The organism is Nitrosospira sp. Nsp14, from assembly GCF_900113575.1.
Taxonomy (GTDB): Bacteria; Pseudomonadota; Gammaproteobacteria; order Burkholderiales; family Nitrosomonadaceae; genus Nitrosospira.
Map to the genome: position 1 here is coordinate 23,737 of NZ_FOPV01000021.1, position 26,856 is coordinate 50,592.

At 54.7% G+C, this 26,856-nt stretch carries 30 protein-coding genes, 3 tRNA genes and 1 pseudogene; 21 read left to right on the forward strand and 13 right to left on the reverse strand.

Going from position 1 to position 26,856, the window contains the following annotated elements; all coding sequences use genetic code 11:
* The first annotated feature begins 79 nt into the window (after window positions 1-79).
* From BM022_RS12885 to BM022_RS12905, 5 genes are all read left to right on the forward strand, one after another.
* The gene (locus BM022_RS12885; protein WP_091139914.1) at window positions 80-808 is read left to right on the forward strand and encodes a class I SAM-dependent methyltransferase; all 729 of its coding nucleotides are present in this window, start codon (window positions 80-82) and stop codon (window positions 806-808) included.
* A 26-nt stretch (window positions 809-834) separates the two neighbouring features.
* Entirely contained in the window at window positions 835-1,779 is a 945-nt protein-coding gene (locus tag BM022_RS12890) for a bile acid:sodium symporter family protein (RefSeq protein ID WP_091139917.1), read from the forward strand.
* Between the two features lie 155 nt (window positions 1,780-1,934).
* Window positions 1,935-2,180 carry a hypothetical protein gene (locus BM022_RS12895; protein WP_091139919.1) on the forward strand — a complete coding sequence of 82 codons (246 nt, stop codon included), beginning with the start codon at window positions 1,935-1,937 and terminating at the stop codon, window positions 2,178-2,180.
* Window positions 2,181-2,242: 62 nt separating this feature from the next.
* Window positions 2,243-3,025: an N-acyl homoserine lactonase family protein gene (locus tag BM022_RS12900; protein ID WP_091139976.1), complete on the forward strand. Its 783-nt coding sequence runs from the start codon at window positions 2,243-2,245 to the stop codon at window positions 3,023-3,025.
* A 625-nt stretch (window positions 3,026-3,650) separates the two neighbouring features.
* Entirely contained in the window at window positions 3,651-4,292 is a 642-nt protein-coding gene (locus tag BM022_RS12905) for a helix-turn-helix transcriptional regulator (RefSeq protein WP_091139921.1), read from the forward strand.
* A 100-nt stretch (window positions 4,293-4,392) separates the two neighbouring features.
* Here the strand turns inward: BM022_RS12905 and pgl are convergent, their stop codons facing one another.
* From pgl to BM022_RS12930, 4 genes are all read right to left on the reverse strand, one after another.
* Entirely contained in the window at window positions 4,393-5,106 is a 714-nt protein-coding gene (pgl, locus tag BM022_RS12910) for a 6-phosphogluconolactonase (RefSeq protein ID WP_091139923.1), read from the reverse strand.
* 461 nt (window positions 5,107-5,567) lie between these two features.
* On the reverse strand, window positions 5,568-6,041 hold the full coding sequence (locus BM022_RS12920) for a hypothetical protein (RefSeq protein ID WP_091139927.1): 474 nt from the start codon (window positions 6,039-6,041) through the stop codon (window positions 5,568-5,570).
* Window positions 6,042-6,229: 188 nt separating this feature from the next.
* A complete protein-coding gene (locus tag BM022_RS12925) occupies window positions 6,230-6,616 on the reverse strand; it encodes a hypothetical protein (protein WP_091139929.1) in 387 nt (128 codons plus the stop codon).
* Window positions 6,617-6,878: 262 nt separating this feature from the next.
* Window positions 6,879-7,301, reverse strand: coding sequence for a hypothetical protein (locus BM022_RS12930; RefSeq protein ID WP_091139931.1), 423 nt, complete (start codon window positions 7,299-7,301; stop codon window positions 6,879-6,881).
* A 613-nt stretch (window positions 7,302-7,914) separates the two neighbouring features.
* On the opposite strand from BM022_RS12930, the gene BM022_RS12935 reads away from it, so the two are divergent.
* Window positions 7,915-8,019, forward strand: coding sequence for a PEP-CTERM sorting domain-containing protein (locus BM022_RS12935; RefSeq protein WP_091139934.1), 105 nt, complete (start codon window positions 7,915-7,917; stop codon window positions 8,017-8,019).
* A gap of 26 nt (window positions 8,020-8,045) precedes the next feature.
* Here the strand turns inward: BM022_RS12935 and gnd are convergent, their stop codons facing one another.
* From gnd to gloB, 3 genes are all read right to left on the reverse strand, one after another.
* Window positions 8,046-8,951 (reverse strand): phosphogluconate dehydrogenase (NAD(+)-dependent, decarboxylating), encoded by a 906-nt coding sequence (gene gnd, locus BM022_RS12940; RefSeq protein WP_091139936.1) that lies wholly within the window; start codon window positions 8,949-8,951, stop codon window positions 8,046-8,048.
* Between the two features lie 50 nt (window positions 8,952-9,001).
* The gene (tal, locus tag BM022_RS12945; RefSeq protein ID WP_091139938.1) at window positions 9,002-10,117 is read right to left on the reverse strand and encodes a transaldolase; all 1,116 of its coding nucleotides are present in this window, start codon (window positions 10,115-10,117) and stop codon (window positions 9,002-9,004) included.
* A gap of 229 nt (window positions 10,118-10,346) precedes the next feature.
* Entirely contained in the window at window positions 10,347-11,135 is a 789-nt protein-coding gene (gene gloB, locus BM022_RS12950; RefSeq protein ID WP_091139942.1) for a hydroxyacylglutathione hydrolase, read from the reverse strand.
* Between the two features lie 201 nt (window positions 11,136-11,336).
* Between gloB and BM022_RS12955 the strand changes: the two genes are divergently transcribed.
* The 3 genes from BM022_RS12955 to dnaQ all read left to right on the forward strand — a co-directional run bounded on the left by BM022_RS12955 (window position 11,337) and on the right by dnaQ (window position 13,438).
* Window positions 11,337-12,116, forward strand: a complete 780-nt coding sequence (locus BM022_RS12955) for a class I SAM-dependent methyltransferase (RefSeq protein WP_091139978.1) — start codon at window positions 11,337-11,339, stop codon at window positions 12,114-12,116.
* On the forward strand, window positions 12,113-12,571 hold the full coding sequence (gene rnhA, locus BM022_RS12960) for a ribonuclease HI (RefSeq protein WP_177191723.1): 459 nt from the start codon (window positions 12,113-12,115) through the stop codon (window positions 12,569-12,571). The genes BM022_RS12955 and rnhA overlap by 4 nt, the downstream gene beginning before the upstream one ends.
* 117 nt (window positions 12,572-12,688) lie before the next feature.
* Complete coding sequence (gene dnaQ / locus BM022_RS12965) at window positions 12,689-13,438, forward strand: DNA polymerase III subunit epsilon (protein ID WP_091139946.1); 750 nt, start codon at window positions 12,689-12,691, stop codon at window positions 13,436-13,438.
* A 132-nt stretch (window positions 13,439-13,570) separates the two neighbouring features.
* Here the strand turns inward: dnaQ and BM022_RS12970 are convergent, their stop codons facing one another.
* On the reverse strand, window positions 13,571-14,887 hold the full coding sequence (locus tag BM022_RS12970; RefSeq protein ID WP_091139948.1) for a PA0069 family radical SAM protein: 1,317 nt from the start codon (window positions 14,885-14,887) through the stop codon (window positions 13,571-13,573).
* A gap of 243 nt (window positions 14,888-15,130) precedes the next feature.
* Here BM022_RS12970 and BM022_RS12975 point away from each other — a divergent pair, with 243 nt between their 5' ends.
* From BM022_RS12975 to BM022_RS12980, 3 genes are all read left to right on the forward strand, one after another.
* Window positions 15,131-15,550 carry a hypothetical protein gene (locus BM022_RS12975; protein ID WP_177191724.1) on the forward strand — a complete coding sequence of 140 codons (420 nt, stop codon included), beginning with the start codon at window positions 15,131-15,133 and terminating at the stop codon, window positions 15,548-15,550.
* A 163-nt stretch (window positions 15,551-15,713) separates the two neighbouring features.
* Window positions 15,714-15,854 carry a hypothetical protein gene (locus BM022_RS15590; RefSeq protein ID WP_177191725.1) on the forward strand — a complete coding sequence of 47 codons (141 nt, stop codon included), beginning with the start codon at window positions 15,714-15,716 and terminating at the stop codon, window positions 15,852-15,854.
* Between the two features lie 216 nt (window positions 15,855-16,070).
* Window positions 16,071-16,433, forward strand: a complete 363-nt coding sequence (locus tag BM022_RS12980; protein WP_091139950.1) for a DUF488 domain-containing protein — start codon at window positions 16,071-16,073, stop codon at window positions 16,431-16,433.
* Between the two features lie 62 nt (window positions 16,434-16,495).
* On the opposite strand, the gene BM022_RS12985 is transcribed toward BM022_RS12980, so the two are convergent.
* Window positions 16,496-17,449: a c-type cytochrome gene (locus BM022_RS12985; RefSeq protein WP_256209171.1), complete on the reverse strand. Its 954-nt coding sequence runs from the start codon at window positions 17,447-17,449 to the stop codon at window positions 16,496-16,498.
* A 751-nt stretch (window positions 17,450-18,200) separates the two neighbouring features.
* Here BM022_RS12985 and BM022_RS12995 point away from each other — a divergent pair.
* Window positions 18,201-19,223 carry an SDR family oxidoreductase gene (locus tag BM022_RS12995; protein WP_091139955.1) on the forward strand — a complete coding sequence of 341 codons (1,023 nt, stop codon included), beginning with the start codon at window positions 18,201-18,203 and terminating at the stop codon, window positions 19,221-19,223.
* A gap of 213 nt (window positions 19,224-19,436) precedes the next feature.
* Here the strand turns inward: BM022_RS12995 and BM022_RS15595 are convergent, their stop codons facing one another.
* On the reverse strand, window positions 19,437-19,598 hold the full coding sequence (locus BM022_RS15595; RefSeq protein ID WP_177191726.1) for a hypothetical protein: 162 nt from the start codon (window positions 19,596-19,598) through the stop codon (window positions 19,437-19,439).
* A 270-nt stretch (window positions 19,599-19,868) separates the two neighbouring features.
* Here BM022_RS15595 and BM022_RS13000 point away from each other — a divergent pair, with 270 nt between their 5' ends.
* Window positions 19,869-20,843 (forward strand): fatty acid desaturase family protein, encoded by a 975-nt coding sequence (locus tag BM022_RS13000; protein WP_091139958.1) that lies wholly within the window; start codon window positions 19,869-19,871, stop codon window positions 20,841-20,843.
* A gap of 556 nt (window positions 20,844-21,399) precedes the next feature.
* On the opposite strand, the gene BM022_RS13005 is transcribed toward BM022_RS13000, so the two are convergent.
* Together BM022_RS13005 and BM022_RS13010 are read right to left on the reverse strand one after the other, a co-directional pair.
* Window positions 21,400-21,474, reverse strand: a tRNA-Val gene (locus BM022_RS13005).
* 121 nt (window positions 21,475-21,595) lie between these two features.
* Window positions 21,596-21,985 carry a LapA family protein gene (locus BM022_RS13010; protein WP_091139959.1) on the reverse strand — a complete coding sequence of 130 codons (390 nt, stop codon included), beginning with the start codon at window positions 21,983-21,985 and terminating at the stop codon, window positions 21,596-21,598.
* Window positions 21,986-22,349: 364 nt separating this feature from the next.
* Here BM022_RS13010 and gltX point away from each other — a divergent pair, with 364 nt between their 5' ends.
* The 7 genes from gltX (at window position 22,350) to BM022_RS13040 (ending at window position 26,292) form a co-directional block, all read left to right on the forward strand.
* On the forward strand, window positions 22,350-23,759 hold the full coding sequence (gene gltX, locus BM022_RS13015; RefSeq protein WP_091139962.1) for a glutamate--tRNA ligase: 1,410 nt from the start codon (window positions 22,350-22,352) through the stop codon (window positions 23,757-23,759).
* Window positions 23,760-23,832: 73 nt separating this feature from the next.
* Window positions 23,833-23,908: transfer RNA gene (locus BM022_RS13020), tRNA-Ala, on the forward strand.
* A 45-nt stretch (window positions 23,909-23,953) separates the two neighbouring features.
* Window positions 23,954-24,029, forward strand: a tRNA-Glu gene (locus tag BM022_RS13025).
* Window positions 24,030-24,120: 91 nt separating this feature from the next.
* A complete protein-coding gene (locus BM022_RS16470) occupies window positions 24,121-24,327 on the forward strand; it encodes a DUF6538 domain-containing protein (protein ID WP_371264337.1) in 207 nt (68 codons plus the stop codon).
* On the forward strand, window positions 24,327-24,779 hold the full coding sequence (locus tag BM022_RS13030) for a site-specific integrase (RefSeq protein WP_091139964.1): 453 nt from the start codon (window positions 24,327-24,329) through the stop codon (window positions 24,777-24,779). Before BM022_RS16470 ends, BM022_RS13030 begins: the two co-directional genes overlap by 1 nt.
* Before the next feature lie 35 nt (window positions 24,780-24,814).
* Window positions 24,815-25,747, forward strand: a complete 933-nt coding sequence (locus BM022_RS13035; protein WP_218146885.1) for a restriction endonuclease — start codon at window positions 24,815-24,817, stop codon at window positions 25,745-25,747.
* A 56-nt stretch (window positions 25,748-25,803) separates the two neighbouring features.
* Window positions 25,804-26,292 carry a hypothetical protein gene (locus BM022_RS13040; protein ID WP_143079583.1) on the forward strand — a complete coding sequence of 163 codons (489 nt, stop codon included), beginning with the start codon at window positions 25,804-25,806 and terminating at the stop codon, window positions 26,290-26,292.
* Between the two features lie 74 nt (window positions 26,293-26,366).
* Here BM022_RS13040 and BM022_RS16475 read toward each other — a convergent pair.
* Window positions 26,367-26,639, reverse strand: a pseudogene (locus BM022_RS16475) (tyrosine-type recombinase/integrase); the annotation flags it as partial.
* Window positions 26,640-26,856 lie beyond the last annotated feature (217 nt).

Below are 26,856 nucleotides of genomic sequence, written 5' to 3' on the forward strand. Positions count from 1 at the left end.
CGTGAATGCGATGCGCTCAACGGCTATCTCGAAATCGGGTATATTGTAGAGTCTCGTCCGGTCATCCCGCCCTCGCTTCATGTCCAGCCCTGAATCTACTGCCATTTTCACCCGCTCCTGGTCGCTGTACGATCTGTTGACCGAGCACAACTACATGTTTCACCGTGAAATCTACGCCGGAATAGATCGCCTTATGGAGCAGTGCGATGAATCCTTCGACCGGATTCTGGATTTGGGTTGCGGGAATGCACGCTACTTGGCCCCCTGCCTGAAGCGCATGCAGCCGGCGTTGTACCAGGGCGTGGATTTGTCCGCAACGGCGCTGGCGGAGGCGCATGCGTACCTTGCGGAATTGTCTGGCGAGGTCGTTTTAACCGAAGGGGATCTCCTGGAAGCGGTCGAGTCCACCGCACAAAGCTGGGATGTCCTTTTCACCGGATTTGCGCTTCATCACCTGATGCCCGAGCAGAAGGCGCGCTTTTTCCAGGCGGTCGGTCGCTGCCTCGCGGACAAGGGCTGGTTCATTTTGGTGGACGTCGTGCGCGAAGAAAACCAGGACCGGGAGAGCTATCTGGAGGGTTACCTGCAATTCATGCGCGAAAAATGGACGGCAGTCCCCGGGGAGCAACTGGAGGAGGCGTGCGCCCATGTCCGCGCGCACGATCATCCGGAATCTATCTCCACCTTGCGCGAAATGGCACGCCAGGCCGGATTGATCCACACGCATCTGGTCAGCCGTCACGCGCAGCATCACACGCTGCTATTTTCCCGTCATGCCGTGACCGCTATCCCTGGTTCAGCGATCTGATAGGGGTTGCCCCCGGACGCGTCCTCATGCTACATCGACTGGCTCTCCTGTTTCCGCTCTGGATGATCCTCTCCGGGGCCGCTGCGCTCTACTGGCCCGAGGGGTTTGTGACCATGAACCAGGGGCCCGTGGTGGTGCTGGTGCTGGCGTTCATCATGTTATGCATGGGATTGACGCTTACCCTGGGCGATTTTAGTAGGATCGCGCGCATGCCGCGAGCGGTAGCGGTCGGTTTCGTGGCCCAGTACTCAATCATGCCGCTGCTGGGGTGGGGCGTGGCGCAGGCCTTGAACCTGCCGCCGCATTTCGCCGTGGGCCTGATCCTGGTGGGGTGTTGTCCGGGCGGCACCGCATCCAACCTGGTGACCTACATTGCCGGAGCAGACGTGGCGCTTTCGGTGGTAATGACGGTCTGCTCCACCATGGCGGCAATCATTTTGACACCATTGCTGACCCAGTTGCTTGTCGGGGCCATGGTGCCGGTGGATACCTGGCTCCTGTTCAAGCAAACTCTCCAGGTCGTGATCATCCCGATCATGCTCGGTGTATTGCTCAATCGCTGGGCGCCAAACCTGGTGGCGCGCATGATACCCGTCGCACCGCTGTTGTCGGTAGCCGGCGTGTGTTTCATCTGTGCCGTGGTATTTGCCGCCAATGCGGAAGCGATACTTATCTATGGTGCCGAGTTGATCCTGGCTGCCGCACTGCTGCATGGTGGAGGTTTCCTTATCGGCCATTATTTTGCCCAAATGCTCGGTTATGAGGGCCAGAGCGCCAGGACGATCTCGATCGAAGTCGGGATGCAAAACTCCGGTCTGGCCATCGTGCTGGCGAAACAGGCATTTCCGTTGCTACCGCTTGCGCCTGTCGTGGGCGCGGTTTCAGCGGTCATGCATTCCTTGCTGGGCAGCCTGCTGGCGGTATTGTGGCGGACCCGGGCGCCGCGGTTGCGTCAGACGAAGGTGCGCTGACAGGTTCGATCCGCGCGTTTTCACGCAGTACCAATGGCGGGAGCGCTTGCAATGGCATTGCGCTGCGGTAACATGAAAGGCATTGAAACAGGCATCGGGAGAATGTCGACGGTGAAACCGCTCCATGAAAAAGTACCGGTGAAGGTGGAAGCCCCATGACGGATAACCTTCTTTTACTCGTCTCTGCGGGCGTGATTGGTCTGGTGTGGCTCGTCGCATGGCTGTTTATGAGAGTCATGCGCGGTGAAATAGACATCGGAATTAACACCGCGTTGCTGATATTGCTGGCGGCGATTCTGGTGGTGCCTTTCGCGATGAATTTCTCCGCTCACATCCTCGCCAACTCCATTCACCGCACCGGCGATGCCGGGCATTCGGATGCTGAGCACGAGAAACGCTGAATGACAAAGACATGTTTTCCGCGGTTGGCCATTTTCACCTACATACTCGCGTAGAGAACGACATGTCCAGGGGATTGAAGGTCTGGCCGCTTCTGACAGGGACGATACGCTACGAAAAAACGCTTTCGACCCATAACCGTGGTCACGGCGAATTCATCGATGCGCCGATCCTCGCCTATCTGATCGAGACTGCGAATGGCCGGATTCTATATGATGTGGGTTGCGACTACCGCAAGGTTGCCGATCCCGCTTTGCGTGCAGCATATTTCGACCCCATGCGCCCCACGGTTGAGCCGCCCGTGATGCACGATGAGCAGCGTATCCTGCGCTATCTGGCGCGGCTGGGGCTGGGATCAACCGATATTGACGTCGTGTTCATCGGTCATCTGCATTTCGATCATGTAGGTGGGGTTTGCGATTTTCCGGGCTGCGAAGTGCATGTCCATGCGGATGAACTGGCCGCGGCCCGGACCAGCCGGGACGGAAGCGTGTTTGCCGATGAGCTTGTTGATGCGGGCAGCTGGCGGCTCGCATCCGATGAATATACGCTGGCGCCGGGTATCCACGCGATCGCCAGTCCAGGCCACACGGCCGGACATATGTCGCTGTTTATTGAATTGCAAAAAGGGCTCCCCGTCATCCTGTGCGGGGATGCGGCCGACTTGAGCGAGAATCTGGCCGAGGAAATTGCGCCCGGGAGTTGCTGGCAGGATAACCAGGCACTGGCATTGGATAGTATCCGCAAACTCAAGTCCCTTGCGGCCAGGGAAAGGGCCCAACTATGGCCCAACCATGATATGGCGTTTTTCCAGCGCTTGCCCACGTTTCCCGCATGGCGGGATTGAAATTCGAACTTATCCTTCCTCCCGCTCCTTCTTCCCGCTTCTTCCCCCAAATCCTTTCCCCGCTCAGGTGATCAACCAGGACTTCAAGTTCCGAGACTGACGTCCGTAGAATCCCATTTTTCCGGGCACTGCCAAATCCATTTCGTTTGCTCGTCTTTTTGCTCGTCTGTCTGCCATGTTTTTGTCTCGCCTTTTCCCTCGAGAGGCTTCCCATACTCGTCAGCGTACCCCGGACCCCGATGTGTCCCATCTTGCGGAGTTTTGTGAAATGGGCGATGCGAGACACTCTCCGGCTCGCCCGCGCTGCGGGGAAGCGCGTGAAATGGGGCAAAACCGCGCGAATTTCCTTGTTTTCACCGGGGCCTTTCCTTTAGAATCGATTAGACTTGAAGGAAATAAATAGCAGTGCCGCTAGAATAATATGAGCTAAGGCGAGCAGCCATACAATCGGACTTGGTGCCAGGCGTATCGCAAACTGTCTGCGGAACGAAAATATTTAGGATTTATGACTATATGTCAACTATCGTCTGGGAAAAGTGTCTAAAGAATTGATGGCAAGCAGGTAAATGGTTCTATAATGAAAACTTTCGTGTTCTAATCTGATAGGGAGAGGAGGGATAGCGAAATGCTTAATACGATGGGAGAGCGGCAAAAGCAGCTGCTCAAGCTGCTGCGAGGAAAAAGGCCGGGCATGAGCGTGGATGAGCTTTCGAAAGGCCTCGAAATCACACGTAACGCGGTCAGGCAGCATCTTGCCTCGCTCGAAGGGGCAGGATTGGTAGCGGCTGGGAACACGCGTCCGTCCGGCGGTGGGCGGCCACAGCAACTCTATGTCCTGACCGATCTAGGTAAAGAAAGCTTTCCGCGCCAGTATTCATGGCTTGCGCAGCTGGTGGTGGCGTCGGTGCAGCAGGAGGAAGGCTCCGAAAACATGGGCAAGCGCTTGAACGACATCGGCGTGGGCGTGGCGCAGCAGATACGCAGCCAATATCCTGAGCTCAAGACGCATGAGGAGAAGGTTGATAAGCTGGCTGAGGTAATGGACCAGCTTGGCTACAACGCAAAAACGGTCACCATGCCCAACGGCGAGACGGTCATTGAAGCGGATAACTGCGTATTTCACAGGATGGCGGTAAAAGACAGGGAGATCTGCCACCTGGACAAGGGTTTAATGGAGACGTTTACCGATAGCAAGGTCGATCACGATGAGTGCATGGCCCACGGCGGAGATTTATGCCGGTTCAAATTCTCTTCGAAAAAGGAGTAGGTTCTACTCCTTTTTTTTATTGTTTTCCGTTTAATTCCTGAGCTGGTTTCTCCGCGTATTTCCCCCTGCTTTTTCCGTTCATTTCCCCATTGTTTTAGTTTTACCCGTTTGCCGGCTGCAACAGGCTCGATTCCACCAGCACATCAACCCCCGATTCGCCTGTGATGGCCGTTGCAGGGATATGTTCGCCAGCACGCCATCTTGCTACCGCCTGCCGCTTCGATTCCCCGCTCACCAGGAATATGATCTGGCGCGAGCGGTTGAGTCGCGCCGCGCTGAGCGAAATGCGCTGGGGCACCCGTATGGGCGCGTTGAATACCGCCAGCGTATCGGGGGAACCCGGCTCCACTCCCCATTCGTTGCGCGCGAAGAGGCTCGCGGTGTGTCCATCCTTTCCGAGCCCAAGCAGCGTTAAATCGAACACGCCAACGGAACTCAGGGTTTGCGCATAGGCATCGGCGGCTATATCTGCGCGAGGGCTATTCGGGATCTCGTGGATTTGTGCGCGAGGAATAGGCACGTGGTCGAGCCATGCTTCCCCGGCCATGCGCGCGTTCAGTTCTTCTTCGGATGGGGGCATGCAACGCTCGTCACTGAAATAGATATGCCAGAGCGACCAGTCGGTCGGCGCATCCCGTAATCGCTGGTAAATTTCACGTGGCGTTTCGCCGCCGGAGAGCACCAGAAGAAAACGGCCGCGTTCCTCGATGGAACGAGCTGCGCTATCAAGAATGGCAGCTACCGCAGCATCCTGCAGCGCCTGAAGATTGTCATAACCATGCCAGCGGCATTTTTCCGATTGGGGTGAGTTCATGGGTTTTAATTGACCTTGTTATGTTATTTCGAAGTAGCGCCTGGGCAGGTTGGTCGCGCGTCCGCTCTGCGAATCAACCGGCCGCAGCCGGGGCATGATACCGCAAGGCCGGACAACAAGTAAAACCTCGCAACTCAGCGCAGCCATCGCTGCGGTTGGTCATCGCGCAGCCAGCCTCGGTATAGAGGCCAGCTGGGAGGGTGGCTCGCACCGGCACGCTTAAAGCGCCAGCCGACTCATGTGGGAAGATGCACGAAAAGCACGGGACAATACAACGCACGAGGCGGGACGCGTGCTCAGAGTCAGAAACGGAATTGCGGCGAGCAACGCTGTTACATCCGCGTTCGCCGCCGCTCATCAGCCGCGGCCACGCGAGAGAATCTGCAAATATAACACGGGGTTGCTGCTGCGATATTCCCAAGCCGTATAAGCGTATAAGGCCTCGGTACAGTGACAAGCCGCTACCGGCGGGATGAATTCATAGTGTTGGGTTTTGATTGCCCAGCCAAGTTATCCTTGAGCCGTGAGGCGATTTTTCGATGCGTATCCGCTTTTTTTGCGTCAGCCTCAGCGGCCTGCTCATACCTGCGTATCAATGCTGTCGTGTGCGCTTGAAGGTCCTGGGCTTTTTTGCCGTAAAGGTAGCTTTTGTCCTCGTATTGATCCAGTAACAGCTTTTGTTCCTGCGCCTTTGCCCGCATCTCCGCGGCTGAATCTTCGTAATACTTGGCTACGGTCTCATGATTCTTGCTGGACTCAGCTTCAAATTCCGTGGGCGACACGGCTTCGGCGCTGTTTTGGGCAAGGACAGCCGAGTTAGCGGTACGTGCGCGGGCGTCCTTCGCAACCACGGTTGAGAAGGGGAGTGCAGCGACCAGCGTCACCCCGACGGAAAACGTTAGAATGTTGAAGGTCCTTCTTCGCGCCTTAATCATATGGAGGGTGTCCTCGCCATATTCTGCTTCGCTTGGAATGGATTGCGGGCGCAAGCGTCAGGTGCCGACTCTTGCTCGACGTTTGCTAACTCGGGTTTGCTGATTAGGATCTGCTTGCTAAGGCGACCTACAGATTAACGCTGTATGCCGCCTTAGACAGTATGAGGCAAAATGCATTCTAATGCCAGTTATCTGGCGCTTAGCCGTTGCCCCGAAGGGTTTGTTTCCTCAAGTTGCAAGGCCATCTGGTGGTGCAACTCCGCTTCTTTCATGCTGGCTTTTGCTTCTTTCTCATACTTGCGTGCCAAGGCCTCGGTATGCGCCTGCAAATCCTGAGCTTGTCTGCCATAGAGATAACTATGGTTTTCATACTCCTCCAGCAACTGTTTCTGTTCCTGTTTTTTTGCCTGCATCTCCTTGGCGACATCCTGATAGTACTTTGCCACCACCTCATGGTCGTGCGCAGTTGCGGCATTCTGAATAGCGGAATCGACGTCAAAGGCGAATGCGGACCAACCCAGCGCAGCCAACAGGCTGAACAACGATATGCGGGTGACAATTTTTCCGGCTTTCATGATCACACCTCTCTGACTAATGGTTTCTCTGACGAAATCTGCTGCGTGTCTGTTCTCTCTGTCTTTTCGAGCTACCATGGTGTGAACTATACACGAACACGCACCCTTTGTCAACTTAGTCATGTTTAAAGTATAGTATAGAGAAGGATCGGCAATAACGGCGGGGTGGTTGTTTTCAAGCGAAAAAATAGGAGGACAGCCTAAACTGTCCTCCTATTTTCCCGTGTCGTCGTTTGATTGCTTCAGGCGTTACTGCGGCGCGCTAGTGGTGGCGGGATGGCTCATTCGCAACGCTAAAGGGTTTGGCACCGGGTTCGCCAGAGCTGTCGTCGAGCTGTGCCGCCGTCTGCCGATGCAGGGCCGCCTCTTTGCTGCTGGCTTGCGCAGCTTTCTCGTATTTCCGCAGGGCTGCGCTGGCGCGGGCTTTCATATCTTCAGCGTTCCTGCCGTAAAGATAGCTCTTGCTTTCGTATTCCTCAAGTAATGATTGCTGCTCTTCGGCCTTAGTCCGAGCCTCTTTGGCTGCGCCTTCATAATATTTTGCTATCGTCTCATGGTCGCTTCTTGTTTTGGCGCTTTTGACGGCTGCCTCGATATCAAGATCTTCCACTGCGCCTGCGAATGGACTGGAAGCGGCAAAAACGGCGAGCAGGGAGAGAGTTGCAGCAAATCTGGGGAGATTCATGTCGGGCCTCTCGGACAGAGATCAAACTGGAACTGGCACCGGGGAAATCGGCCGGTGACCGTGATTTAGGGAAGTTATTCGGGAAATGGCTACAACGGAGCGGTGAGAATATAGGAAGGAGCGTCTTTTGTCAAGTTGCGCATGTCTAAAGTATTTTTAGCGGCAAAACAAAGCGAGAGTATCCGTGCATTTTAATTCTATGTTGTGCAATAGCTATCAATCCTGTTCCAAAGCACGAGGGAAGATAGTTCCGCGCGTAATTCACTACTTTGAAGAAGCCTAGTTCTGAGATTGGATTTCCCATCTCTTCGCCTATTATGATTATGTATGCCATAACTTCGTTGCGGACACATCCTGCGATTGTCCCCGAATTGGTCATCCTGTAATAAGAATAAGGAGAATGGAACATGAATGCTGATACTAACCAAGCGATAAATGCAATTAAGCAAGACGTAGTGCTGGGGAGGTGAATGTTTTCATGTTTGAAAAATACAAGCGTTGCCCTAATTGTTCTCGGCATTTATTCCACTCATACCTATGCTGAAGCTACTTTCAGCATAGATCCGCGGATGAAGCTTTCGCTTTTGATCTCGTCTTTTCATTTGCTGTTCAGGTGGTTCCAGAACCAGAAACCTACGCGATGTTTTTAGCAGGTCTCGGGCTTATAGGATGGAGAATGCGGCGCTCAAAAAAGTACCAAACCACCCCGGCAAGATGATCGCGGGTTTTAAGGTCATATCCAGCTTATTCCTTTTTCATCTCGTGCCCGCCGAACTGGTTCCGCATGGCGGATAGAAGCTTGTTCGAGAAGGACTCGGGATCGCGCGATTGCAGCCGTTGCAATAGCGCCAGCGTGATCACGGGCGCGGCGACGTCAAGATCGATGGCCTCGGCAACGGTCCACCGGCCCTCGCCTGAATCCGACACGTAGGGAGCGATGCCGTCAAGTTGTGGGTTTTTTGCCAGTGCAGCCGAGGTCAGATCGAGCAGCCACGATTGCACGACGCTGCCGTCGCGCCAGATTTCAGCCACCTGATGCAGGTCCAGGCTGAATTCAGTTTTGTGACGCATGATTGCGAAGCCTTCCCCATAGGCTTGCATCATGCCGTACTCGATGCCGTTGTGGACCATTTTGGTGAAATGGCCGGCGCCATGGGGGCCAACCCGGCCCCAGCCTTTATCCGCAGCCGGAGCAAGGGTTTCGAAGATGGGACGCAGCCGCGCGACGACTTCCTCATCACCGCCCACCATGATGCTGTAGCCATTTTGCAGGCCCCAGACACCCCCGCTGGTGCCCGCATCGACATAATGGATGCGGTTCGCTTTCAGCCTCTGGGCCCGGCGCTGGGTGTCTTTGTAGTTTGAATTGCCTCCGTCTACGATGACGTCGTCGGGTTCGAGCAGCGGCAACAGCCCGGCTATGTTCTCATCCACCGGCGCACCGGCGGGAATCATGAGCCAAACAATGCGCGGTGGTTTCAGCGAATTGACGAGCTCGTCAAACGACGCCGCCGATACGATGTTCATTTCCTCCAGCTGCCGCAGCGCATCCGGGTTGCGGGCGAGACCGGCGACCCGGTGTCCCCCGCGCGTCAATCGTTGCGCCATCGGGCCGCCCATGCGTCCCAGACCGATCATTCCGAGCTCCATCGCTTCCCCCTTTTTGATTTGATGAACAGATGCTGTCCGACGAACCGACGTTAGGCCGCGATGCTCTGCCGCTTGCCGTTCAGCGCAGCCAGCAGTTTGTCGTACGAGGCGGCAAAAGCGGCCACGCCGTCTTCCTGAAGCTTGCGCGTCACCGCATCCAGGTCTATCCCCAGTTCTCGCAGCTGCGCGATATCCGCTTCGGCCTGCTCGACCCCTTCCTGCAGGGTCTCGCGTGCGCGGCCGTGGTCGCGAAATGCCGCGAGCGTTTTTGGTGGAAGCGTATTGACGGTTTCGGGCCCGATAAGCTCCTCGACGTACATAACGTCCGAGTACGCGGGATTTTTTGTGCCGGTGCTGCCCCAAAGCGGGCGTTGCACCGGCGCACCTTGGGCCCGCAGGGAGGCGAACGGCTCGCCGTGGAATGTTTCATGGAATCGCTGATAAGCAAGCTTGGCGTTGGCGATGGCGATTTTTCCGCGCAAGTTGAGCGCCTCGGTCGAGCCTATTTTTTCCAGCAATGGGTCAACCGCGGTATCCACGCGGCTGACAAAGAAGGACGCAACCGAAACCGGCCATGGGGCACTTGAATCGGGCGCCGTTTCAGCCCGATGGCCGAGGCCGCGTATGTAGGCTTGCGAGACGTCGGCGTAATTTTGCAGTGAAAACATCAGGGTCACATTGATATTCATGCCCGCAGCGATGCACTGCGCGATCGCGGGAATGCCCGCCGGGGTAGCGGGTATCTTGATCATCAGGTTAGGACGCTGCACCGCGTTCCACAGCCGATGCACGTCTGCCACGGTTCTTTCCATGTCGTTGGCGAGATGCGGCGAAACTTCAAGGCTTACATAGCCGTCGCCCCCTTGCGTTGCATCATACACAGGTCGCAGCACATCCGCCGCCATGCGAATGTCCTCGAACGCAAGCGCTTCGAACAAATCCTTGTCGCTCAATTGCCTATTCGACCGCAACAGCTGGCGCATGGCAAAATCGTAGCTTTCGCCGTGCGCCATCGCCTGTTCGAAAATAGTGGGATTGCTGGTAACGCCGCGCAGCTTGTCTTCATTCACCAAGCGCTGCAATTCGCCGTTATTGATGAGATCGCGGCTGATGGAGTCCAGCCAGACGGATTGGCCGCATTGCAACAACTGTTCAAACGGATTCATATCGTTCCTCCCATGGCAGCGCCGCTATCGTTCACGGCTAGGGTACGGTTGTACCGGTGGCGGCATGTGAGCACCACGGCACTTATCACAACTTCCTCAACCGTAGCGATCGGGTTGCTTTCCTCGGCTGGTCAGTACTTCTTTCAGGTCTTGTTGAAGTAAAGCACAATCGTGTGACAATGCAAGCGCGCCAACATTCAGTGAGCTATTGGTTTTTTTGCAGCCCGGCTTAGAAGCTGTTCTTCCATTCCCGGAGAGCGGCGAATACGCTGACGGGGTCGGATAACTCCCTGCCCGCCTGTTTACTCGCGTTTCGAATGATTTCCGGCTGGCCGCAGCGCAAAAAGGGATTAGTGGCTTTTTCCAGCTCAATTGTCGAAGGCAGGGTGGGAGCATTTTGCCTGCGCAGGTGCTCAACCGTTTTTTCACGTTCGATCAAAGCCTCGCTACCTGGCTCGACCACGCGGGCAAAGCGAATATTGTCGAGTGTGTATTCATGGCCGCAGTAGACCAGGGTTCCGTTGGGCAAGTCGGAGAGTTTTTCCAGGGACTGAACCATTTGCGGCGCCGTACCCTCAAACAATCGACCACAGCCGCACGCGAAAAGGGTGTCACCACAAAATAACATGTTTGCGCCATAATAGGCGATATGGCCGGCGGTATGGCCGGGAATGTCCAGCACCCTGAGGCTGAGCGAAAATTCCGCCAGGTACACGATGCCTTCCTCGTTTTCCTTTTCAGCGCATTCTTTCAGAGGACGGGTGACGGTGGAAACAGATTCCTTGGCGGGGCCGTAGACAGGCACACTAAATTCGCGCAGCAGCGCTGCATTGCCCCCCATGTGATCGTTGTGGTGATGCGTATTGAGAATCGCGATGAGCTTCAGATTCTCGCGCCGCAGGTAATCCAGCACGGGGGCTGCCTCTCCCGGATCAACCACCGCTGCATGGCAATGATCCCGGATAACCCAGATATAATTGTCCTTCAAGGCGCGCAGCGGGATGATGTAGGGCGTCATAAGTAAAGGGCTAATGGCCAGTGAGTGGAATCAGTGGATCCAGGTCGGTTTGGACATGGACAGGTCAAACCCGGTAAATCGGGCATGACGTCGAACGTGACGAACATTCTCCCGTTCTGTGGATATCAACAGATGAATCGGGCGTTTTGCGTATGGTCTGGATGAATTTTGCCGCTTCTGTCAGCTCCGCATTATTACTATATGTCAATCAATAGAAAACTGGAATGGTTTGAAACCTGTTTGGGCCAGTATTTGCTGGAGAGGGAGCAAAATCATTTTGACAGGGCCGTGGCGAATGTTTTTGGCTATCACGCCATGCAGATCGGTTTTCCACAATACGATTTCCTGCGTACCAATCGCATGCCGCTCCAGTTCTGCGTATCGGTGGAAAAAGGGGGGAAGGTGCGGGCGGCGCCCGATTTTCTGCCGATCGAATCGAATAGCATCGATCTGGTGCTGTTGCCTCATATACTCGAGTTCAGCGCCAATCCGCACCAGATCCTGCGCGAGGTGCACAGGGTATTGGTGCCCGAAGGCCATGCGATCGTTTGCGGCTTCAATCCGCGCAGCCTGTGGGGCGTGCGCGGGCTTTTCGCTTCCTTGAGGGATGATGATTATCCCTGGCAAGGCAACTTCATCGCGCGGCCCAGGCTCAAGGACTGGTTGACGCTGCTTGATTTCGAAATTACCGAGGACCGTTTGTGTTGCTACGCGCCACCCTTCAGCCAGGAGAAATGGCTGAAGCGATTCAAATTCATGGAGGCCGCGGGCGATCGCTGGTGGCGGTCTTCGGGCGGGGTATATTTTCTGACGGCGGTCAAGCGCGTGCACGGTATGCGGGTGATCAAGCCCGAGTGGAAGGAAGTTCGCGCGCGAAGAAGAGCCATGGCGCCGGTGGCGCAGACGCTCACAGGCCAGGCGACGGGGAAAGAGCCCCGCAGGGCTGCGCGCTGCAAGACGGGGACGCACTACAAGGAGTGAACGCGACGCGCGCTGGAATAGTGGAGATATTCACCGATGGCGCCTGCAAGGGCAATCCCGGGGTGGGGGGTTGGGGTGCGCTTCTGCGCTACAATGGTCATACGCGCGAACTGTGCGGCGGCGAAAAACTGACCACCAACAACCGTATGGAACTGCTTGCCGTCATTCGCGCGCTGGAAGCGCTGACGAAGTCTTGCGAGGTGCGGTTGCACACCGATTCCATTTATGTGCAGAAGGGCATCAGCGAATGGATTCATTCATGGAAAAAGCGCGACTGGCGAACGGCGGATAAAAAACCGGTCAAAAACGACGACCTGTGGAAAGAACTGGATCGCCTGGCACAGCGGCATAAAATAGAATGGCTGTGGGTGCGCGGCCATTCCGGCCACGACGGCAACGAGCAGGCGGACATGCTGGCAAACAAAGGCGTCCAGTCCGTGCTCGAGAATCTTTAATCCCACCGCGGGACTGGCGCGTTGCGGGAAATTCAGCGCCCAAAGCGACGCAGCAGCGTTAAGGAACCGCCAGGCAGAGCGACCAGCGCCCGGTAGCGGAAGACAGGAAGCGAATAGATGCGACAGATTTTTATCGACACGGAAACAACCGGCCTTGAACCCAAGCTCGGCCATCGTATTATCGAAATTGCGGCGGTGGAGATGAAAAGCCGCAGGCTGACGGGACGGCGCCTTCACTATTATCTGAACCCCGAGCGGGAGATCGACGAGGGCGCCTTAAATGTTCATGGTATCGATAACGAATTTCTTCAGGACAAGCGCAAGTTCGTCGATATTGTCCACGAGCTGATCGAGTTCCTCGAAGGGGCCGAGCTGATCATGCACAACGCACCCTTCGACGTCGCCTTCCTCGACCATGAACTCGGGCTGGCCGCATGGTCACCGCTGAGCGATTGCTGCCATTCGGTTACCGACACGCTGAAGATGGCGAAAGAGCTTTATCCGGGTAAGAGGAACAACCTGGATGCGCTCTGTGAACGGTATGAGGTGGATAATTCAAGCCGCACGCTGCACGGCGCGCTGCTGGATGCGGAGTTGCTGGCGGAGGTTTATCTGGCCATGACGCGCGGACAGGAAAGCCTGCTGATGGAACTGGAGGCCGCGACCGATATAGACTTCGCGACCAATCTGCATGAGTTGCATTTGATCGTGCTGCCTGCGACCACGGATGAATTGGAAGCTCACACCCGGCAACTGGAGATGATCGAGAAAGAAAGCAAGGGAAAGTGCCTGTGGAGACAGCTGGAACTCGCCGAAACGGCAGACGCTGCCGAGCAGAGCGTAGAAGTGGAGGCGAGGCTCGCATAGTGCCCCTTGCCCCTGCCGCATGCTATGTGCGCGGCAGCAGGAGACCGATTCCGTTATTTCGGTGGGGAAGTGTTCCAGCGGGAAGCCTGCGGCTCAGGCGGCCGCTTCTAAGGGATCGACGGGACGCGTCGATTAAAACAGCTCGAACTGTCCCCCAGGGTTGGGCTTCTCCCCGGATTTTTTCTTTAGTTCAAGCTTGGTTCGCTGAGGCGCGACAGGTGTTGAAGGGCGCCGGAAAAGGGAGGTATCCAAGCCTTGGAAGCGGCCAGAACGGACGCCGATGCCGAGACGGGCGACGGTTTTCTCGAAGCGCTGCCGAATCAGATCGGCCCAGATTCCTTCCCCATGCATGCGTTTGCCGAAGCTTGAGTCGTAGTCCTTGCCGCCGTGGATGTCGCGCACCCGGTTCATCACCCGAGCGGCGCGATCCGGAAAATGCGCCTCCAGCCATTGCCGGAATAGCGGACTCACTTCCCACGGCAGGCGCAGCGTTACGTACCCCGCATTGACCGCGCCGGCTTCCACCGCCGCCGCCAGTATGCGTTCGAGGTCCGGCTCGGTCACGAAAGGGATCACCGGCGCAATGCTGACGCCAACGGGGATGCCCGCATCGGTCAAGGCGCGGATGGTTCGCAAGCGCCGCATCGGAGCGGTCGCGCGGGGTTCCAGGGTACGCGCCACCTGCGAGTCGAGCGTGGTCAACGTCACTGCGGCCATTGCCAGCCGCCGCGAAGCCATTTCCGCCAGCAGATCGATGTCGCGTTCAATGAGGGACGATTTCGTGATCAGCGCCACCGGGTGCTGGCATTCGTTGAGTACTTCAAGCAACCGCCGTGTCAGCCGCAGCTCGCGTTCGCACGGCTGATACGCATCGGTATTGACGCCAAGGGCGATTGGCTCCGGCACATGAGAGGCTTTTGCCAACTCCTGCCGGAGCAATTCGGGCGCGTTCACCTTGGCGAAAATCTTGCTCTCGAAATCCAGCCCAGGCGAGAGCCCGAGATAACTGTGCGTGGGACGCGCGAAACAATAAATACACCCGTGCTCGCAGCCCCGGTAGGGATTGAGCGATATTGTGAAGGGCACGTCGGGAGACCGGTTGCGGCTCAGGATACTCTTGGCGTGTTCCTCAATCACCAGCGTCTTCCATGTTGATGCGCCGTCCGTGTCCGGTCCGGTTCCGGGCTGCTCACCGGTCTGAGCAGCAGTTTCCGGGCTTGCCGGATCATCGTCCATGTTTGCGTCCGTGTTTGCGTCCATGTGTGCACCGGACCAGCCGTCGTCTATATGCTCGCGCGTCAGGACTTCATAACGGCCCTGCAGATTTGATACCGCGCCACGTCCTTTCTTTGCCTTAAGCGGTGGCTGCGCGAACTGCGGTTCAGCGTCAGGGTAGGGATCGTAAGGATCGTTCGGATCGTTAAGATGGTTGGGATCGGATTTTGACATGATTTGCCCTGGGTAAAACAGAGAGCGGCTAGTCGAGCGCGTCGGCAGTCTCGTTCGAGTGGCGAGGCTTGAGGTTGGTTCAAAAGGCCTGCGCGGAATCTAAACGTTGGGACGTGGCCAGCGCAGTCCGGCAAAAGGTGTTTATCTGCAAAGGTGTTTATCTGTGTGGCGTGGTATGTGATGATACGACTTGGGAATGGATGATGTGAAGTTTGCGATACAACGCTCATGTGGGGACGAGCCGTGAAACCAGCCATGCTTGCTGTATTTGTCTTCAGTTGCTGCCTGACCGGCATGCTCATGGCTCAGGGCGCACCGAGCACGGAGCGCAAGGTGGACCCGCGCATTACGCAGCTGGAGATGGCGTTGAACCACGTGAGTCAGGAGCAGCAGTCGGTATACCAGCAGTTTCAGATGTTGCAGGAGCTGCGCCGCAATGAGATACAGGACAGTAATCCCCTGGTACAGGGGATGGGAGGGGTAAAGGACATGCCCCCGATAAGTTATGACGAAAGCATCGCACAGCAACGGGAACGGAAGGAACGCTTTAACCAGCATACCCGCGACCTCGACCGCCTTTACGGGCGCTATGCCGAATTAGGCGAACAGAAGAAAGTTATTCTGGATCAGCTCCGGGAACTGGCGAAAGAGATAGGCCGTTGATGCAGAGGCCGCGGTTCCTGTCCTGGAGCCCAGGAGGGGAGCGAAGCGTTATTTTCCATCCTGCCGGTGTGTGGTGGGGGCCGGCAGCGGCTAAATGAATTATTTTTGCAGCAGCTTGGTCACATAATGCCGCCACCCCATACCACGCCTATGTTGAGGGAACATGGTTTCCGGCAAGATCGTGTTGTACCGGGGAACGATGTGTTTTTCAGACGATCCCGGCAAACTTAAGGATGGCCAGGACAATAACAATCAGGCCGACGATATAGATCACGTTGTTCATGGCATTCTCCATAGGGAATGAAACAAATTAAATTTATAGAAAGCGTCTTTAGGAGATAACCTTACCTCTACACGTGTTTGAGTTCCGTTCGCCAAGGCACAAACGAAACGGGCTGGACGGCAAAACTCGTGTTACAGCCGGGCTATGTTCTTTGCGCCCTGTTCGCAAGAAGAAAATCGGTTGGCGGTGGCAGGAACCCACTAATAAATACGGCTCATCACGGAGAAGAAGCTGGCCATGAGCACAATCAAAGCGACCAATATCAAGCTGAAACGAGCGTATGACCCCCCCGAGTCCACGGATGGGATACGGATCCTGGTTGACAGGCTGTGGCCGCGTGGAGTCAAAAAGGCGGATGCCGCACTGGATCTGTGGGAAAAAGAGCTGGCGCCCAGCGTTGCTTTACGCAAGTGGTTCGGGCACGACCCCGCACGCTGGGAGGAGTTTTGCGCACGCTATGAGGCGGAGGTGAGTCAGCACCCGGAGGAATTGAAGCAACTGCGCGCGCTGGCGCGCAAGAGCCTCGTTACGCTGGTGTATTCCGCGCACGACGAGCAGCACAACAACGCGGTTGTGCTGCGACGTATTATCCTCAGATAGAAAAATGCCGTTACGCTTGCGGCGGGCCGGGAGCATGCGTCTCGCCAGGAAGCCACCTGAGGCTAAGGCCGCGCCGGGTCGCGCTTCATGATGCTCATCACTTTAAGATAACTGATCAGTTCTTCCGTGACTTGCTCGGCGTTGGGAATTCCCCGGGGAAGGGCAGGCATCCGCGCGTTGTAGCGGATGCTCTGCGGGCTCATGATCCAGCGCCGGAGATATTCCGGCTTGATGTACTCCACCACGCTGGTCGGATAGTTGAGTTCCGGCGCCTTGCCGCCGCCTTCGCCGTTGATCGTGTGGCAGGCGACGCAATGTTGCCGAAAGTGCGTGTACCCGCGTTTCACCTCGGCGGAGGCGTTGGGTGGGGGCAAAATGTTCGGGAATGGCGCATCGTGTCTGACGGTGATGCGCATGACCTGGTAAGGGAAATCGGAATCGCCGGACGCCAGAAGCTCCTTCGAATTCAAGTTATCCCACACCAGGTAGAGCGGCCCGAGCTGTACGACTTCGTTGTTCTGCACCGGGTTCGTCGTCGTAAAGGGGGCATTGTCCGGGCTTGCGAAGGCGAAGTAGGCGGGATGGGCGAGGAACTTCTCCACCGGTATGCTTGGCTGGAAACCGTCGATGGAGGTGAAGACAATTTCCCGCGCCTGTTCCCATTCTTTGCCGAAGATGTTATCCAGCACAGGGCGGGCCGGAAGTGCCTGGTAGATCCGTTCCCTGTTTTCGTGCGGTTCAAAAATCTTCAGTGAAACCCCCGGTGTGATGGCACGTATGGCATCCAGCGAGAGGACCTTGACCACCTTGTCTCCCTGTTTGAACTCGATCGTAGTGTGGTCGTTTGACGCCGCGCCAACGGGGAAGGCAAAGGCGAGCAGGCTGCCAAGCATGAGCAGGAAACACGGGAAGATTCTTGGCGCTTGCACTTTTCGTGATGAATGGAGGGTGGGTGGACGGTACAGCCAGGAATAGCGGTTGAACGTAGGCGATGTCTGGTCGGCTTCGTTGGTCATAATTTGGAAGTATACCCGACCTCGATTAAGTTCGGACAACGGGTGCTTCGGATCCATGGATACGCGACGGCAAATGTTTCGGACAGCGCGTCACGGCCCATCTTGGAGTCACATGCCGGCACCGGAACCAACTTCATCCCAATCGAGTTCTTGATCACTTTCGGAAGTTTTTTTTCCCGAGTGGCCAAGCATGAGAGTGAGATCGCCAACGCGATGAAAACAACCATGTTTTGGCTGGGCTCTTATTCAGCTTGTCGTTCCTTCGCATTGCCGCTTGTAGCTCTAAAGAGTTGGAGTAAAAGATAAGAGCTGTCCCAGCAGGTGCGCGATTTTCAGGGGCTTGCAGTTGGAAAAAAAGCAGATCTGGAAAGGGAGACGTAGCATTACAAGTATTTCCTCGATCTGGCAGGCGCTGCCGGATGTCTTCCGGGGCGCCAGGGAAATCAGTGATGGGTGACAGACCACCGTTTTTCCCATCTTCTGAAACTGCCCGTACATGCCCTCAAAAAACGAGGTCTGTCCCTAGTACAAGCTTGCGCCTAATGTACCTTAACGCACGGATGAGATAAATGAAAAGCGAAATCATACGTTTCCCGCACGGGGACAATTATTGCTTGTTCTCGTGGCCCTGTTCGTACATCGGTTCACAGCGAGGCGGCTTCCAACTGCGCTTCCGGCTTGATTACTATGTTTGGATGGATTTATCGATCCACACTGATCACTTTTAGCAATTTTTTTGTAGGAGCAGAGCATGAAATTAAAAAATGATCCCCTTGCCTCACGACGTCAGTTCGTTGGCGGCATGACCGCCGGCCTTGCCGCGGCATTCGTCCCCCCGGCCCTGGGGCAGCAAGGCCAGCAACAAAGCCATCCCGCCGGTTCGCTGCAAGGACCCGGCCAGTCCGTTAAACGGGATCCCAGGACACAATATCCAGCTACCCCCTTTCCCCCGCAGAAACAGGAGCCGCCCGGCCTTGCGAGCAGGATGGTGCCGCGGCCGGATCATGGCGAAACAACCTACAAGGGCTCGGGGCGGCTGATGGGTAGAAAGGCGCTGGTAACCGGCGGCGATTCCGGCATTGGCCGCGCCGCCGTCATCGCCTTTGCGCGTGAGGGCGCCGATGTCGCGATCAACTATCTCCCTGTTGAGGAGCCCGACGCTCGGGAGGTTGTGGAACTGATCCGGGCGGAAGGGCGTAAGGCGGTTACGATCCCCGGCGATATCCGGGACGAGGATTTCTGCTCCAGGCTCGTTGCCAAAGCCGTACGGGATCTGGACGGGCTGGACATCCTTGTCAACAATGCGGCCATGCAGGCCGCGCAGCCCTCGATTGTCAATCTCACGACCGAGCAGTTCGACTCGATATTCAAATGCAACGTTTATGCGATGTTCTGGATCACCAGGGCCGCCATGCCGCACCTCAAGCCAGGCGCGGCCATTATCAACACCAGTTCCATCGAGGCTTACACTCCATCCGACGCGTTTATCGATTACGCGCAGACTAAGGCGTGCAGCATTGCTTTCACAAAGTCGCTGGCGAAGCAGGTGGCCGCGCAGGGTATACGAGTAAACGCGGTGGCGCCGGGACCATTCTGGACTCCGATGCAAACGACTGGATGGGCAGATCTCAGCAGGTTCGGCAACGATGTCCCACTTGGCCGGCCCGGCCAACCGGCGGAACTGGGTCCCCTGTATGTCTTTCTTGCGTCGCAGGAATCAAGCTACGCAACCGGACAGGTGTACGGTGCCTCGGGCGGGGAAGGACACCCCTAGCGCCATGCCGGACATTACAGAAGCGGATAGCGTTGGCCGGTTCACCCGTGGATAAGTACGAATGAATATCTTCCGCTTGCCACGCGCGTATAGCCGTGTCCGCCTATCTCCGCTCGCCTGAATTCTTAACCAGAAATTCAACGTGCAATATCCGCCTCTCGAACGCCACAGCACTTCAAGATAGTGAATGGCGAGTAGCGGTCAAAGGCATGTTTACGTCGTTGCATGGCCGTCGTTGGATTTATCGGCGACCACCGCCTGCTGATCCACCCATTCCGCTTCATGCCGATCAGCGCAATCGTCAAGGCTCGCATCGAGGATCGGGAGAAGGAGAAACGCTCTCAGAAGCGGAGAAATCAGCTGATTCTTATCCATATTATGCTCACCAACATCAAAAGAAGGTGCAAGCCATCCCAGTCTGGTAGACTAGGGGGAGGGCGCTCACCCTGCTATCACACCCGGTCAATTTTCAAACGGTACAGATGGTCAGTTTTAAACGCAGCAACATGTAAAACGATAATTTGTTAAAAAGATGACCCTACCGTTAAATTATGGAAATTAAAATTCTGGAAATTCATTCAACTCTGGATTTGCCGCCAAGAGCTTATTTGATCGGTATTTCTTAAAGAGTATCGAATTCAAGCTATGGCAGGTCCAATTGATTCCGCTGAACTGAAAAAACTCTACCGTCATCGGTGGCAACCCAACCTAAAAATTCCTGTGTTTTACGGAATTTGGATTGGATTAGGAGCCATCGCCTGGAACTCCCCTTATTTGGCCATCACTTGGCTCTGTTACCTTGCCATGGGCTACATGCAGATGGGCATTATGACCTTTATGCATGATTGCACCCACAGCGTCCTATTTAAGGAAAAGTGGAAAAACTGGGCATTTGGCGTTTTCGCGATAGCGCCTATGCTTATTTCATTTATTTGCTTCAAGGAAGATCACCTCCTGCATCATCGCCATAATCGCTCTGCAAAAGATCCAGATGCATTCACCATGGGTAAACGTGGAATCGGCGACCATATCCTTTTTTACGCGTATGCCATGTTCGGGGTATTTCTCACCGCGATTCAGTTTATTTTTATTTTCCCATTACAAAAATTCAGGGGTAAGAAGGCGCTGATTCATTGGAGCGAAATTACATTTCACGTAATTGTTGTGGTGACTGTTTTCAACTGGGCTTCCAGACAAGGAATTGCATCTGAAGTTTTTGAGATCTGGTTTTGGCCGCTCATATTTTTCGGATTTTTTAATAGCGTTCGTTTTGTCGCAGAACATTATGGAACTCCCTGGAATTCTGGACAGCTTGCGGGAACGCGCACTATTATTAGTAACCAGATACATTCTTGGTTCTGGAACAATATTAATTACCACATCGGACACCATATGTATCCCGCAGTGCCTTGGTATAATCTTCAAGCATTGCATGCGCAGATGCTGCCTGAAATCGCACGTCAGAATGCAATTGTCGATAAAAGTTATTTTGCCGTCTTCTTTTATGCCATGATAAGTGGGCCGGAAAGCATCGCGCAAAATTTAGAACTCAATGCTGTACGAGGCTCGGGAACTGGGGGTCAGTTAGCAGATGCTATAAGTGGTCCGAGTAAGGGGTAAGTATGGGCGCTAGGCAAAACTGGTCTAGTGGCTAATTGGATGTGATGGCCCCTTAAAATAATCGAGCTTTTTTTGTCAGTGCGACTTTGACTGTTCAACCGCCGGGTGAGGTTCCTTACTTCTTACGCCTGAAATAGCTGAAGATGACTAGCGGTTAAGATATTCAATGCTTACATTAGAAAAAGGTTTTTCTCCACCATCCCGTTCTTCTTGCCTCATCGATAGCGCTTATGTCAACTAATCGCCCCGCGGAAAGAAGCGAGCGGTCTTTGTCGGCGTCCAAGCGGGGGTGTAAGGTGTCAAACGGCAGGCTCGATTTAGCCGTAACCGAGAATTGTAACGAGAAGCCTAGCGTTGTCAGAAAAGATAAGAAAAAAAGAGAATAAACAAGCAGCGGGAAAGCTCGTTAGAGCGAAACGTTAAAGTAACGGCGGAAGAAATACAGAAGAATAAATGTAATGACCCAGCGTTTCTGCTGGCTTTATCTGGACGAAAAAACGCCACAAACAGTATGCGTCGTTTTGTGGCCTCCGTTGGATTTCCTTGGGCTATCTTTTGGTGGGCGGTACTGGGATCGAACCAGTGGCTTCCACCGTGTGAAGGTGGCACTCTACCGCTGAGTTAACCGCCCCGCTGCGTTCGTTATCGTAATGAATGGATAACTGCTGAGGGAGGCGCAATTAGAGCATAAATGGCGGATTCCGGTCAACGCATGGGTTGCTGCTTGCAATATTGGTTTGCGCTGGCTCTGCTTATTCTCTCGGCTTTTCGGGCTCGCTGCCTATCAGTATGGATTTTAGCCCCAGGTAACGCGGCGGCTCTTCCGGGATGGGTTCGGGGCTCACCCTCGCCAGCTCTGCTTCGAGTTGCCCGACGCGCCGTTCCAGCGTATCTTTCTCCGCCTCCAGCCTGCTGATGTGGCGGCGCAAGCGGGAACTCGTCCACATGCTCTTCAGCATGCTGGGCCACGACAGCAGTACTGCGATAACGGCGCCAATGCCGGTTGCAAGCAGCAGCACCATGGCCAGCGAGCTGTCGAAGCTCCACAGGCCCAGGGTTACCGTTACGGTTGAATTATTCTGCAGAGCGAACGCCACGGCGGCAATGGCGAGGGCAATGCCGAGAATTAACAATAGCTGCATCGCTGTCTCCTGCTATTAATTGTCTACGAAAGACGCGCGGGCGAGATGATGTGAAGAGCACACCCTACAGTATGCACCCTATGCGGCCGGTTATAAATCTCCCGAATGGGAACGGGGCTTATAACAGCCGACATGAAAGGCCGTAGTAGGGAGGGAGGCGAGGAGGCAGGGCGGTGCAGTGGGCTCAGAGCGTGGGAAACGTTGCCTCACTTGGACTGCAGCCGTGTCCTCTGTTGTTCCCGCTTTCAAATGACGCGAATGAGCCGGCAGGAAGTGGCTGCCTCGCGTAAAATAGCGCGTTCGCCAGTTCAACCGTCAGCCAAACCTCAGCCAATCGCAAGCTATTCTCTCTACGACCACTGCTATGATTCGTACCCGTTTCGCTCCCAGCCCAACCGGCTATCTCCACATCGGCGGGGCCAGAACCGCGCTCTTTTCCTGGGCGTATGCCCGCAGGCATGGCGGCAAGTTTGTTTTGCGAATAGAGGATACCGATCTCGAACGCTCGACCGCGCAATCCACGCAAGCCATTCTGGACGGGATGGCCTGGCTGGGGCTCGATTACGACGAGGGGCCGTTTTATCAGATGCAGCGGCTGGCCCGCTATCATGAAGTTGCGGACCGGTTGCTGCGCTCCGGTGATGCATATTACTGCTATTGCACCAGGGAAGAGCTGGATGAAATGCGCGAGCAGCAGCGCGCAGCAGGGCTCAAGCCCAGGTACGACGGGCGCTGGCGTAATTCGACCAAAACACCGCCACCCGGTGTGAAACCCGTGGTGCGCCTGAAGAACCCTCAGGATGGAACCGTCGCGTTCAATGACCTGGTCAAGGGTCAGATTGCAGTGGCTAACAGCGAGCTGGACGATCTGGTGCTGTTGCGGGGCGACGGGGTGCCGACCTATAACTTCGGCGTGGTGATCGACGATCTGGACATGAACATTACTCACGTCATCCGGGGCGACGACCACGTCAACAACACCCCACGCCAGATTAATATCCTCAGGGCGTTGGGCGCGCCATTGCCACAGTATGCGCATGTGCCGATGATTCTGGGCGCGGATGGCGAGCGCCTTTCCAAGCGGCATGGCGCTGTTTCGGTGATGCAATACCGCGAAGATGGCTACCTGCCCGAGGCGCTGATCAATTATCTGGCGCGTCTGGGCTGGTCGCATGGCGATGAGGAAGTTTTCAGTCGGGAGCAGCTGGTGGAGTGGTTCGACCTTTCAGCCATCAACCGTTCGCCTGCAAAATTCAACCCCGAAAAACTGCAATGGCTCAACCAGCAATACCTTAAAGCCGCCGACGATGGGCGGCTGGCAGCGCTGGTGCAGCCGTTTCTCGAGGCGGATGGTTGCGACCCTGGCGCCGCGCCAGGGCTGCCGAATCTGGCGAGCGTGGCAAACCTGCTCAAGGAACGTGTCGACACGGTGGCTGAGCTGGCCGACGCTGCGGTCTATTTCTATCGCTCACTTGAGCCTTCCCCTGAACTCAAGGCGCAGCATTTTTCCGCGGAGGCGAGGCCGGTGATTTTCGATTTGCGGCAGAAGCTTGCGGTGGTCGAATGGGAGAGCCACGCCATACATGAAGCCATCAAAAGTTGCGCCAAGGAATACGGAATCAAGCTGCCCAAGGTGGCCATGCCGCTACGGGTGATGGTGACGGGTGAAACCCAGACGCCTTCCATTAACGCAGTGCTGGAATTGCTCGGTAGAGAGGAAACCCTCAAGCGCATGGATCAACAGCTTGAAAACTTCCTAAACGGAGTCGAGTAGGGCTTTAATGCCGTCGTGCTGCTTTACGTTGACTGGAACAGGACGGCTCAGTATAATTCGCGTTCATTTTGCCGGGGGTATAGCTCAGCTGGGAGAGCGCTTGCATGGCATGCAAGAGGTCAGCGGTTCGATCCCGCTTACCTCCACCAGCAATCTGGCTAGTAACAGACTGAAGACCGCTCAAAAGCCCCTCAGTCCCCATCGTCTAGTGGCCTAGGACATCACCCTTTCACGGTGAGTACAGGGGTTCGAATCCCCTTGGGGACGCCAGTTCATCCTCAACTGGTTGATTAGAAGTAATATTCAACCAAATCAATAGGTTCAATTTCCAAGTGTATCGCACTACTGTTACACTTGGAGTATGGACTTGCCATCACAAATCCACGTATTCAACCGTAACGGAACATATCATTTCCGTAGGCGCATCCCTAAAGACCTCCTAAGTCTTTACTCCTCATCTCAGATCGTTTTCAGCCTTAAAACCAAAGACCGAAAAGAGGCAGATAGGCTCGCTCGCGTCGAATCGTTTAAGCTCGATCAAGAGTTTCAACGCAGAGGGCTCACCTAATGGCTGCGGACGGTATCTGGTTCCTCAGTATTACTGATGAGGCAGAGGGTGCATCTTTAAAAACACATAATTCAAGAAGGATTATTCCTATTCACCCCGAGTTGCTGAGGCTTCGTTTTGTTGAGTACGCCCATCAACAACTGGAGAAGGTTTTTCCAGCACTAAGGGTGGATAGCCACAGGTCGTTGACTGGAAACTTTTCCAAATGGTGGGGCCGGTACGCGCGGAAGGTCATCCGCATTGAAGATGAGCGAAAGGTGTTTCACAGTTTTCGCCATTCATTTAAGGATGCTTGCCGGAACAGTGGCATCCATCAGGAAATACACGATGCCTTTACCGGCCACGCAGGAGGCAATGTTGGAAGTACCTATGGTTCGGGTCCCTGGTTGCCGCGATTAGCTGAAGAGATGGCGCGGTTAAAGTATGAAGGATTAAAACCTGTAAACCTCTGAAGCGGCCAACCGTAAAGAAGTTAAAACAATTTCTATTGAGAAGAAAAATGATACCGGATTATCAGACATTAATGCGCCCTGTGCTTGAGTGCGTCGCAACCGGGGAAGATTCCAATGTTAGCGTCGTTGAGAAACTGTCAGCCCGGTTTAAGTTAACCGGCGAGGAGCGCGCCGAACTTCTTCCCAGTGGCAAACAGACAAGATTCACTAATCGCGTCCATTGGGCGAAGAGCTATCTCAAACAGGCTGGACTAGTTAGCAGTACGCGCAGGGGCTATTTTGTGATTACTGACAAGGGACGTGCTGCCCTTGCAAATACTTCCACCGTAATCAATAACGCATTTCTTGAGCAATTCCCGAGCTACCAAGATTTTAAAAACCGAACCCGGGAAGCAGATGCCGGTTTGACTTCCTCTCTATTAGAACTTTCGGAATCATTAGCTGAGCCTTCGACGCCAGATGAAACCCTACGCGAGGCTCACCGGAAGATTACGGCTACACTCGCCAGCGAATTACTGGACCGTGTACGGAACAATCCCGCAGCTTTCTTTGAAAAATTGATTGTTTCGCTTCTCCTAGCGATGGGATATGGGGGGACTTCTAAAGAGGCGGGGCGAGCACTAGGACAGAGTGGCGATGATGGTATTGATGGCGTTATTGATCAAGATCCTCTGGGGGTGGATCAGGTTTACTTGCAGGCGAAACGCTATGCAGAGGGGAATAATATTGGAGCAGGAACTATACGGGATTTTTACGGAGCCCTGAGCCTCAAACGTGCCCACAAGGGAATTTTCGTTACGACCTCGGCTTTCAGTCAGTCTGCAATTCAGACCGCTCGTGACCTCCACTCGCGCATCGTACTCATTGATGGCATTCAGTTAGCTCAACTAATGATCAGATACAACATAGGTTGTAGAAATGAAGAAGTGCTGTACCTAAAGAAGATTGATGAGGATTTCTTTGAGTAGATTCCTGTCGCTTTTACACCTCGCCCTCGATCAGTTATTGTCCTCGGACATTTAATATGGCAACAGAATCTCGATCCCAATCCCGTTTGGCAGACTACCACGCGGCAATAGGAAGATTGGTGATGGCCTATACTAATTCCGAACTCGCAGTTAAGAGCGTACTTTTTAATTTTTTACGCCTACCTGAAAAAGAGTTCGCCATCCTCGTTGAGTTTGGACGTCTCAAAGTACCTGACATGGCAACTATCATCAAGAATCTGCTTGATCAGAGACCTGAATATGAGGTAGAGAAAAGACACGAATTGATTTGGGCGCTTAACAAATTTGATAGCTTAAGCCAGTTACGCAATACGTACGTTCACTGGCTATGGATGCCTTATGGTGAGGAGGCCGCGCTTGTTAGCATCAAATCGAAGATGAATCCTCCGGAAGACCCATATATATATGTGAATTTAGAGGCGCTGCAAGAAGCGGAATCTGAGTTACAGAATGTAGTCGCCGTATTGGCACAATTCTACTTTGATTTGAACCCAGATATGGCTTAGTCTCTGGCCCCAATCTCTGCTTTCTCCTATCTCTGGAGTAGAGGGAGCGGGAAGTATTGAGGGAAGCGGCGGTACTACTCTTCTGTATCCGGTGATTGGGCTTTAGCGGTGACCTCTTTCTGATACTTGTCGGTGCGCTCTTCGATGATGCTTGATAGACCCCTGAGGGCTGAGGCAGACACATTTATGTATCGCTCAGTCGATTGAATGCTTTTGTGGCCCATGACCTTTTGCAAACGGAAAGAATCACTACCAGTGTTTGCCAGGGTGGAAACATAGGTGTGCCGAAAGGCATGTAAGACTAACTCTTTATCATGCGCTAGGCCCACCAGGCTAGCTCTGAAATATCTAAAGTGATCCGTTCGATGAGCCCGCGCAACAGTTCCTTTAGCGCATCACGTTCAATGTGTGAACATGGCAGCGCACATAGCTAGTTGTCAACGCCGGTTTAAAACTGACCCACTTTTTGGTTATTTGGCCGGAATAAAACTGACCCACCCGGACATTTAATTTTACTAAGCCTTGACCTTTACATGCCCGGCTTTGCGTTTATCCTTGAGCCGG